Source organism: Streptomyces sp. NPDC059567, from assembly GCF_042735655.1.
In the GTDB taxonomy this organism is placed as follows: Bacteria; Actinomycetota; Actinomycetes; order Streptomycetales; family Streptomycetaceae; genus Streptomyces.
In genome coordinates this window covers 54215-63616 of record NZ_JBHWBS010000022.1, presented here as the reverse complement: position 1 = coordinate 63616, position 9402 = coordinate 54215, and the positions used below count along the sequence as shown (strand labels likewise).

Annotated in this window: 10 protein-coding genes; 5 read left to right on the top strand and 5 right to left on the bottom strand. The window is 70.4% G+C overall.

What is annotated here, in order from left to right; all coding sequences use genetic code 11:
- The first annotated feature begins 215 nt into the window (after positions 1-215).
- Positions 216-395, top strand: coding sequence for a DUF6274 family protein (locus ACFVZW_RS13405; protein WP_384520436.1), 180 nt, complete (start codon positions 216-218; stop codon positions 393-395).
- A 322-nt stretch (positions 396-717) separates the two neighbouring features.
- Here ACFVZW_RS13405 and bldC read toward each other — a convergent pair whose 3' ends face one another.
- The gene (gene bldC / locus ACFVZW_RS13400) at positions 718-924 is read right to left on the bottom strand and encodes a developmental transcriptional regulator BldC (protein ID WP_003949541.1); all 207 of its coding nucleotides are present in this window, start codon (positions 922-924) and stop codon (positions 718-720) included.
- A 536-nt stretch (positions 925-1460) separates the two neighbouring features.
- Positions 1461-2327 carry a hypothetical protein gene (locus ACFVZW_RS13395; RefSeq protein ID WP_384520434.1) on the bottom strand — a complete coding sequence of 289 codons (867 nt, stop codon included), beginning with the start codon at positions 2325-2327 and terminating at the stop codon, positions 1461-1463.
- 158 nt (positions 2328-2485) lie between these two features.
- Here ACFVZW_RS13395 and ACFVZW_RS13390 point away from each other — a divergent pair, with 158 nt between their 5' ends.
- Together ACFVZW_RS13390 and ACFVZW_RS13385 are read left to right on the top strand one after the other, a co-directional pair.
- Positions 2486-3580: a Leu/Phe/Val dehydrogenase gene (locus ACFVZW_RS13390; RefSeq protein ID WP_384520432.1), complete on the top strand. Its 1095-nt coding sequence runs from the start codon at positions 2486-2488 to the stop codon at positions 3578-3580.
- Between the two features lie 313 nt (positions 3581-3893).
- Positions 3894-4151 carry a DUF3073 domain-containing protein gene (locus ACFVZW_RS13385; RefSeq protein WP_352189724.1) on the top strand — a complete coding sequence of 86 codons (258 nt, stop codon included), beginning with the start codon at positions 3894-3896 and terminating at the stop codon, positions 4149-4151.
- Between the two features lie 141 nt (positions 4152-4292).
- On the opposite strand, the gene purM is transcribed toward ACFVZW_RS13385, so the two are convergent.
- Entirely contained in the window at positions 4293-5360 is a 1068-nt protein-coding gene (gene purM, locus ACFVZW_RS13380) for a phosphoribosylformylglycinamidine cyclo-ligase (RefSeq protein WP_384520430.1), read from the bottom strand.
- Positions 5361-5402: 42 nt separating this feature from the next.
- A complete protein-coding gene (gene purF / locus ACFVZW_RS13375; protein ID WP_376445131.1) occupies positions 5403-6929 on the bottom strand; it encodes an amidophosphoribosyltransferase in 1527 nt (508 codons plus the stop codon).
- A gap of 305 nt (positions 6930-7234) precedes the next feature.
- Here purF and ACFVZW_RS13370 point away from each other — a divergent pair, with 305 nt between their 5' ends.
- Both ACFVZW_RS13370 and ACFVZW_RS13365 read left to right on the top strand, forming a co-directional pair.
- Positions 7235-7327, top strand: a complete 93-nt coding sequence (locus ACFVZW_RS13370; RefSeq protein WP_352189727.1) for a putative leader peptide — start codon at positions 7235-7237, stop codon at positions 7325-7327.
- Positions 7328-7500: 173 nt separating this feature from the next.
- On the top strand, positions 7501-8919 hold the full coding sequence (locus tag ACFVZW_RS13365) for a sulfatase (protein WP_384520428.1): 1419 nt from the start codon (positions 7501-7503) through the stop codon (positions 8917-8919).
- 81 nt (positions 8920-9000) lie between these two features.
- On the opposite strand, the gene ACFVZW_RS13360 is transcribed toward ACFVZW_RS13365, so the two are convergent.
- Positions 9001-9243 (bottom strand): META domain-containing protein, encoded by a 243-nt coding sequence (locus ACFVZW_RS13360; protein WP_384520468.1) that lies wholly within the window; start codon positions 9241-9243, stop codon positions 9001-9003.
- Positions 9244-9402 lie beyond the last annotated feature (159 nt).

Below are 9402 nucleotides of genomic sequence, written 5' to 3'. Positions count from 1 at the left end.
GCCCCGAGCTGGGCCAGGCCCGCACGGTGCGTCCTCGGCGTGGCCGCCGGCCTGGGGGGCCCGGCCCGCACCCACCGGGGGGGCCAGGGGGGACCCCCCCCCCCGCGGTGGGGGCGCCCCCCATTCTTCGTTGCCTTCCCATGTATTGACGCGGCCCGCCGGCCGCCGGTACCCCAGACATCAGGGAATCGGGGGCCCACAGGAGGTGGTCGCGCATGGCCGCGGCATCCGCAGCACGTGAGTCGAGACACGAGATACGCGCCCTGCTGCGCGCCCATCTGGCGGCCGCGTCCCGCTACGGGCACGTCACCCGGCAGTGTTCGGTCTGCCATCGCCTCCTGGCGCTCGCCATCGAGCTGGAGCGCGCGGAGGACGAAAGTCCCACCAACCCATGACCAACGGCGGGTTGGAGCCCGTCCCCGGAGTGGGAGGCTGTTCGTTGGCAAGGCTTCGCCAGTGTGACGGGAGTCACCGAACGAGTTTCAGAAACCGGTTCACTTACACCCTCCCTACACGGGCCCCATTTAATATGTGCAATTGCACCAGACTTCGAGGGGTCTGAGAGGGCACAAAAAAGATCGCGCTGGACCCGGCGGAGTCCAGCGCGATCGATGACGAAGAGCCTGTTGGGGCAGGCGCCCGTCGGCAGTGCTTGGGGTGGGCGATCCAGGTTGGGGGACCCGGAAGTGCCCGGTCGAGCGGGGTGTTGCGCGTACCTCAGGCCTCGCTGCGCTGCTGCGGAATGCCCGCCAGCAGGGCGCGGACCTCAGCCTCGCGGTACCGGCGGTGTCCACCCAGCGTGCGGATGGACGTGAGCTTTCCTGCCTTCGCCCAACGGGTCACCGTCTTCGGGTCCACGCGGAACATCGTGGCAACCTCGGCGGGGGTCAGCAGCGGCTCGGCATCAGGGGTGCGAGCGGTCATGAGCGGCCTCCTCGGGAGAACCGAACCTTCTCGGTTCTTTCCTCTAAATTCTGCACCTTGGCCCGCGTTGCCCGAAATGGCAGAAGCGGGCCGAGTCGGTTATAGGACGAACGGCTTGTCCTCGGCACTACAACTACACCATCCGTCCAGCCACGTCGGCCAAACCGATGGAATTGCCCTCGCAGGTGTTCATCAGCGGCGGAAGTCGATGGACCATGCCATAACGGACAGTCACGCCGCTGTGACGATCAGTCACAGAGCGATCAGGAGTCCTCAGACCCCCCATAGAGTGCAATGCTGAGCGTTCCGCCCATACTTGGACGGAAGGAACCCTCCCCGGACTCCTTGTCCTATTTTGGCACGAGGGAGGGTGATGGACGCAAGGGCGCGGTAAGTGCTGTCCGTCACGCTTGAGCCAAAGGCCCGGATCGGGACCTACGTCCCGCCACGGGCTCACCAAGGTCCCCCCAAGGACCTGCCAAGTACCCGCGGCGCTAGATGATCATTTACATCAGCCGAACGTGTTCTGTCGATGATCAGTTGGCGAACTGCAGGTTCCGGATCTCCCGCCAGCGCTCCGCGAGCCGCCCGTACGCCTCGCTCGCGCTCTCCCCGTCGCCGTCCCGCAGGGCCGCGATCCCCTCGGCCACATCCGCCGCCGAGCGGTCCTCCGCGAGCCACTCGGCCGACACCGCATGCACCAGACCGCCGTAGTCCAGCTCCACCAGCGCCCGCGGATGGAACTCCTCCAGCCACCGGCCCACCTCGACCAGGCCCTCCGTCAGCGGACCCTCGTCGATCGACTCCCGCAGCGCCCGCAGCGCCCGCGCCAGCCGCCGGCGCGCCTGCACCATCGGCGTCCGGTACCGGAACACCGTCGGCGCCCCTTCGCCCCCGGGGACGTACTCCCGCTCCTCGTCCGCGAAGAGCGTGAACCAGCGCACCGGCACCTGCCAGACCGCCGTACGGATCCACGGACGCGCGTCCGGGTTCCGCTCCCGCCAGCGCTCGTGGTCCGCCGCCACCTGCGCGCGCACCACCGGCGGCAGCATCGCGTCGAGCACCACCCCCGGCAGCGAACGCCCCGGCTCGGCCTCCCGCGCCTGCCCCAGCTCCTCCAGGGCCAGCCAGCCCCGCAGCCGGGTCCGCCACGGGCAGACCACGACCACCCCGTCGACGTGCGCGACGAAGGCGTCACCGCTCTCGTGGACCGGCACCGGGACCGGCGGCATCGGCACCAAGTCCGCCAGCGACCGACGCAGTTCGTCCTGCGCCGTCGGGGTGTCCGCCCGACCCGCGTACCGGGCCCAATGCCCGCGCTCCGGCTCCGGGAAGGCCGCCAGCGGCTCGTAGACCCGCAGATAGGAGGCGTACGGGACGAGGACCGAAGAGGCGACCGACATGTCGCGATCCTTCCACGGCAGTACTCCGGGAGGGGGTGATCCTGAGCACTGAGGCGGATCTACGCACGCGTAGGACTTACTCTCTTGCCGAACCGGTCCCGCCACCACCCGCAGGGGGGACCGGCGTAACCGCCGCTTCGTACTTGGGAGTCACCACCGTGACCGATGTGACCGGCGTTCCTGCTGCTGACGTACTGCACACCCTGTTCCATTCGGAGCAGGGTGGCCACGAGCAAGTCGTGCTCTGCCAGGACCGCGCCTCCGGCCTCAAGGCCGTCATCGCCCTCCACTCCACCGCCCTGGGCCCCGCCCTCGGCGGCACCCGGTTCTACCCGTACGCCTCCGAGGCCGAGGCAGTCGCCGACGCGCTGAACCTCTCCCGGGGCATGTCGTACAAGAACGCCATGGCCGGCCTCGACCACGGCGGCGGCAAGGCCGTGATCATCGGCGACCCGGAGAAGATCAAGTCCGAGGAGCTGCTGCTCGCCTACGGACGCATGGTCGCCTCCCTCGGCGGCCGCTACGTGACGGCGTGCGACGTCGGCACCTACGTCGCCGACATGGACGTCGTGGCCCGCACCAACCAGTGGACCACCGGCCGCTCCCCCGAGAACGGCGGCGCCGGCGACTCCTCCGTCCTCACCGCCTTCGGCGTCTTCCAGGGCATGCGCGCCTCCGCGCAGACCCTCTGGGGTGACCCCACCCTGCGCGACCGCAAGGTCGGTGTCGCGGGCGTCGGCAAGGTCGGCCACTACCTGGTCGAGCACCTCCTGAAGGACGGCGCCGAGGTGTACGTCACCGATGTCCGCGAGGAGTCGGTACGGCGGATCACGGACAAGTACCCGCAGGTCACGGTCGTCGCGGACACCGACGCGCTGATCCGCGTCGAGGGCCTGGACGTGTACGCGCCGTGCGCGCTCGGCGGCGCTCTGAACGACGAGACCGTGCCGGTCCTCACCGCGAAGATCGTCTGCGGCGCGGCCAACAACCAGCTCGCCCACCCGGGTGTCGAGAAGGACGTCGCGGACCGCGGGATCCTCTACGCGCCGGACTACGTCGTCAACGCCGGTGGCGTGATCCAGGTCGCCGACGAGCTCCACGGCTTCGACTTCGACCGGTGCAAGGCGAAGGCCACGAAGATCTTCGACACCACGCTCGAGATCTTCGCTCGTGCGAAGTCGGACGGCATCCCGCCGGCCGCCGCCGCCGACCGGATCGCCGAGCAGCGGATGGCCGAGGCTCGCCGCGGCTGATTCTTGACAGGGCCGGCCCGTCGGGGCGCTCCAAGGGGTGAACTTTGTAGGTTCACCCCAATCGAGAGATGACTCACCCCGGTCGGCGGGTCGGCCCTCAAGAAGAGGTTAAAATCGCGATTGACCAGCGAGGACAGGGCACCTCGATGGTTCTGTACCGGGTCATGTGATGCGTGCGGCGTACCGTATGGCCACGGAAGCAGGTACCGTTGAAGCCCTACGGACCGGTCTCTCTGTCGAGAGCCCGTTCCGAATCATGAACGCGTGTCAAGACTCTGGGGCCGTCGAGCCCCGTCACCGAGGGGGTCGAGCCATGGGGCGCGGCCGGGCAAAGGCCAAGCAGACGAAGGTCGCCCGCCAGCTGAAGTACAGCAGCGGCGGGACTGACCTGTCGCGTCTGGCCAACGAGCTGGGCGCTTCGACTTCGAGCCAGCCGCCGAATGGCGAGCCGTTCGAGGACGACGACGAGGAAGACGACCCGTACGCGCAGTACGCGGATCTCTACAACACGGACGACGAGGACGAGGACGACGAGTCCGGTCCCGACGCGTCGTCCCAGCGTCGCGCTTGACCTCTTAAACAGCGCTGCTTCAACACCGAACCCGGTCCGGGCAACCCGGACCGGGTTTCTGTGCGTCCGCGGGACGCTCCGTGGGAGTGCCGCCGAAGCCGGTGGGCGGGCGCCGTGGCCCACCCACCGGATCGGAAGGCGTCAGACCGCGTAGTCGCCGACCAGCTCCGCGCCGGTCGTGTGGTCGCCGCGCTCGGTGATCTCACCCGCGACCCACGCCTCGACGCCCCGGTCCTCCAGGGTCGCCAGGGCCACGTCCACGGACTCGGCCGGCACGACGGCCATCATGCCGACGCCCATGTTCAGGGTCTTCTCCAGCTCCAGGCGCTCGACCTGTCCGGCCTTGCCGACCAGGTCGAAGATCGCGCCCGGGGTCCAGGTCGAACGGTCGACCGTGGCGTGCAGCCCGTCCGGGATCACCCGCGCCAGGTTGGCGGCCAGGCCACCACCGGTGATGTGGCTGAAGGCATGCACCTCGGCGGTCCGGGTGAGCGCCAGGCAGTCCAGCGAGTAGATCTTGGTGGGCTCCAGGAGCTCCTCGCCCAGGGTCCGGCCGAGCTCCTCGACACGCTGGTCGAGGGTCATGCCGGCGCGGTCGAAGACCACGTGCCGGACGAGCGAGTACCCGTTGGAGTGAAGGCCGGAGGACTCCATCGCGATGACGACGTCACCCGTACGGATGCGATCGGGGCCGAGCAGCCGGTCCGCCTCCACCACGCCCGTACCGGCGCCGGCGACGTCGAAGTCGTCCGGGCCGAGGAGGCCGGGGTGCTCGGCGGTCTCGCCGCCGACGAGCGCGGTGCCGGCGAGGACGCAGCCCTCGGCGATGCCCTTGACGATCGCGGCGACCCGCTCGGGGTGGACCTTGCCGACGCAGATGTAGTCGGTCATGAAGAGCGGCTCGGCGCCGCAGACGACGATGTCGTCCATGACCATCGCGACCAGGTCGTGGCCGATGGTGTCGTAGACGCCCATCTGGCGGGCGATGTCGACCTTCGTGCCGACACCGTCGGTGGCGGAGGCGAGCAGCGGACGCTCGAAGCGCTTGAGGGCGGAGGCGTCGAAGAGGCCGGCGAAGCCGCCGAGGCCACCGAGGACCTCGGGGCGCTGCGTCTTCTTCACCCATTCCTTCATGAGCTCGACGGCGCGGTCACCCGCCTCGATGTCGACGCCCGCGGACGCGTAGGAGGCACCGGTGGTCTCAGACATAGGTGAGAGCTTTCGTGTCGTTACTGCGGTACTGCGGGGGTCTTACGGCCGACGGAGCGCGTCGGCGGCCGCGGTGGCGGCGGGGCCGGCGGCCAGCTCGTTCTCCAGCAGCTGCTTGCCGAGCAGCTCGGGGTCCGGCAGCTCCATCGGGTACTCGCCGTCGAAGCAGGCGCGGCAGAGGTTCGGCTTCTGGATCGTGGTCGCCTCGATCATCCCGTCGATGGAGATGTACGAGAGCGAGTCCGCGCCGAGCGACGTGCCGATCTCCTCGATCGTCATGCCGTTGGCGATCAGCTCCGCGCGGGTGGCGAAGTCGATGCCGAAGAAGCAGGGCCACTTCACCGGCGGGGAGGAGATCCGGATGTGGATCTCGGCCGCGCCGGCCTCACGGAGCATCTTGACCAGGGCGCGCTGGGTGTTGCCGCGGACGATCGAGTCGTCGACGACCACCAGGCGCTTGCCCTTGATGACGTCCTTGAGGGGGTTCAGCTTCAGCCGGATGCCCAGCTGGCGGATGGTCTGGGAGGGCTGGATGAAGGTGCGGCCCACATAGGCGTTCTTCACCAGACCCGCGCCGAAGGGGATGCCGCTGGCCTCGGCGTAGCCGATCGCGGCCGGGGTGCCGGACTCCGGCGTCGCTATGACCAGATCCGCCTCGACCGGGGCCTCCTTGGCGAGGCGACGGCCCATCTCCACGCGGGAGAGGTAGACGTTGCGGCCGGCGATGTCCGTGTCAGGGCGGGCCAGGTACACGTACTCGAAGACACAGCCCTTGGGCTTCGCTTCCGCGAATCGCGAGGTGCGGATGCCGTTCTCGTCGATCGCGATCATCTCGCCCGGCTCGACCTCGCGGACGAAGCTGGCGCCGCAGATGTCGAGAGCGGCGGACTCGGAGGCGACGACCCAGCCGCGCTCCAGGCGACCGAGGACCAGCGGGCGGATGCCCTGCGGGTCACGGGCCGCGTAGAGCGTGTGCTCGTCCATGAAGACGAGCGAGAAGGCGCCCCGGACATCGGGGAGGACCTTCGCGGCGGCCTGCTCGATGGTGAGCGGCTTGCCGTCCTCGTCGACCTGGGCGGCGAGGAGCGCCGTCAGGAGGTCGGTGTCGTTGGTGGCCGCCACACGGGTGGTGCGGCCTTCCTGCTTGGGCAGGTCCGCGACCATCTCGGCGAGCTGCGCCGTGTTCACCAGGTTGCCGTTGTGGCCGAGCGCGATGGAGCCGTGGGCGGTCGCCCGGAACGTCGGCTGCGCGTTCTCCCACACGGAGGCACCCGTGGTCGAGTAGCGGGCGTGACCGACCGCGATATGACCTTGGAGGGAACCGAGAGAGGTCTCGTCGAAGACCTGGGACACGAGGCCCATGTCCTTGAAGACGAGGATCTGGGAGCCGTTGCTGACCGCGATTCCCGCGGATTCCTGGCCCCGATGCTGGAGGGCGTAGAGCCCGAAGTACGTGAGCTTTGCGACCTCTTCACCCGGAGCCCAGACACCGAAGACGCCACAAGCGTCCTGGGGGCCTTTCTCGCCGGGGAGCAGATCGTGATTGAGTCGACCGTCACCACGTGGCACGCCTCCGAGTGTAGGCGAGGTCGACCACTGGTCCGAATTGGGGAAATCCAAGGGTCGCCGAAGTGGTGCGATCGCACGAACTGATCCATTGACGTGCGTAGACGCCCTCCCGCCTAGGCGGGACCGGGCTCCCGACCGACCGGGCACACGCAAGCGGACGCTCGTACGGTGCCCCGAGCGGGCCGGGAGTGTGACGGGAGTCGCACCGGGCGGGCGCGTTCCCGCCGACGGGCGCCCGGAAAGCGCGTTCCGGGGACTGGGACGGCCGTTGACAGGTGCACGCGCTCTGGGCCAGGCTCCCCGCCATGCAGCCTGTGCGTGACCGTGCGGTCACCCTCGTCGCGCGCCGACACGTGGACCTCGTCCGTGTCGCCAGCGCCATCTGTCGCTGCGCCTGATCCCACCCACGCGCCCCTGATCGCGGGAGCCCCCACGGACCCCCGCGACCGCCGCCTGCCCGGCGTCCGGGGCGCCCCTTCCTGAGCCACGGCCCGCGTCCGGGCCGTACCGCCGCGCGCCGTCCCGCGCCCGCCAGGACCTGCCCGCATCCCGCACCTTCCAAGGAGCCCCCATGCCCACGCCCAAGATCCCCCTGTCCCGACGCGCCTTCGGCGGGGCAGCCGTCGGAGCCGCCGCCGTCGGCGCGCTGGGTGCCGCCGCCGGGACCGCGCAGGCCGCCGCCGGGACCGCGCAGGCCGGGGAGCGGCCGTTCCGTGCCGCCCGCGGCCGGCACTCCCGGCGGCCGAACATCCTCTTCATCCTCGGCGACGACCTCGGCTGGGCCGACCTGTCCTCCTACGGGTCCCCGCACATCCGGACCCCGCACCTGGACCGTCTCGCCCGCCAGGGCGTCCGCTTCACGAACGCCTACTCCGGCTCCGCGACCTGCTCCCCGACCCGCTTCAGCCTCTACACGGGCCGCTTCCCCGGCCGCACGAAGGGCGGGCTCGCCGAGCCGATCGCCGACAAGACGGTCGGCCTGGAGCCGATCCACCCCACCCTCGCCTCCCGGCTGCGCGAGGCCGGATACGCCACCGCCCTCATCGGCAAGTGGCACTGCGGCTACCTCCCCGACTACTCCCCCACCCGCTCGGGCTGGGACGAGTTCTTCGGCAACTTCGGCGGCGCCCTGGAGTACTACTCCAAGCTCGGCCTCGGCGGCGAGTACGACCTCTACGAGGGCGACGCGCAGTACAAGGACCTGCGCTACTACACCCGGATCCTGACCGAGCGGGCGAGCGAGTACGTGGCCCGCGACCACGAGAAGCCCTGGCTGCTCAACCTGAACTTCACCACCCCCCACTGGCCGTGGATCGCCGACGGCGACGAGGAGGCGAGCGCCGAGATCGTCCGGCGCATCAAGGCGGGCGACCGCTCCGCCCTCTGGCACCAGGACGGCGGCTCGATCGAGAAGTACAAGGAGATGGTCGAGGACCTCGACCGGTCGGTGGGCGAGGTCCTGCGGGCGCTGAAGCGCTCGGGCCAGGAGGACGACACGCTCGTCTTCTTCGCCAGCGACAACGGCGGCGAGCGGTTCTCCTACAACTGGCCGCTCGCGGGGAACAAGGGCTCCCTCCAGGAGGGCGGCATCCGCGTGCCGTCCGTCCTGCGCTGGCCCGCCCGGATCGACGGCGGGCAGGTCAGCGACCTGCCCGTCTACACCCCCGACTGGACCGCGACCCTGCTCGAACTGGGCGGCGCCCGCCCCCACCCCGCCTACCCGCTGGACGGCACCAGCCTCGCCGGGCACCTCCTGCGCGGCGAGAAGGTCGCCGAGCGCGACCTGTTCTGGCGGGTACGCGGCGAGCGGGCGCTGCGCCGCGGCGACTGGAAGTACTACCGGGGCAAGAGCGGCCGCGACCAGCTCTTCCACCTGACCGAGGACGCCCGCGAACAGGCGGACCGTGCCCCGTACGAGCAGGAGCGGCTCGCCGAACTCCGGGCGGCGTGGGAGCGGACGGACGCGGGGCTGCTGCCGTACGGACCCTGAGGCCCCAGGGGTCCCCGAAGGCATGCAGGGCCTGGGTCCGGGGCCTTACAGGGCCTGGGGCCCTGCTAGACCCCCGAGGCCCTACGGAGTCGCGCTCGCCGCGGGCTTCCCGGTCGCGGTGAAGCCCTCGCCGTCGGCGCCCGTGAGGGTCAGGGTGCGGTGGCGCAGCTCGTACGAGAGGGGTCCGTCGAGGAGCTCGTACAGCTTCGTCTCCAGCTTCATCTGCGGGCCGGAGCAGATCATGCGCGTGGTCGCGACCGGTCCCGTCACGGTGAGGGTCTTCGCGGTGACCTTCGCCGCGGCCGTGAACCGGTTGCAGCCCAGGTTGCCGCGGATCCGGCCGTCCTCGTCGATGACGAAGTCGGCCTTGCCCTGCCGGGCCCTGGGGCGCCAGGAGGGCGGCGGTCCCGCGACCGGGGGGGGGGGGGGGCGGGTGGGGGGGGGGGGCGGGGGGGGGGGGGGCGGGCGGGGGCGCGCCGCGGT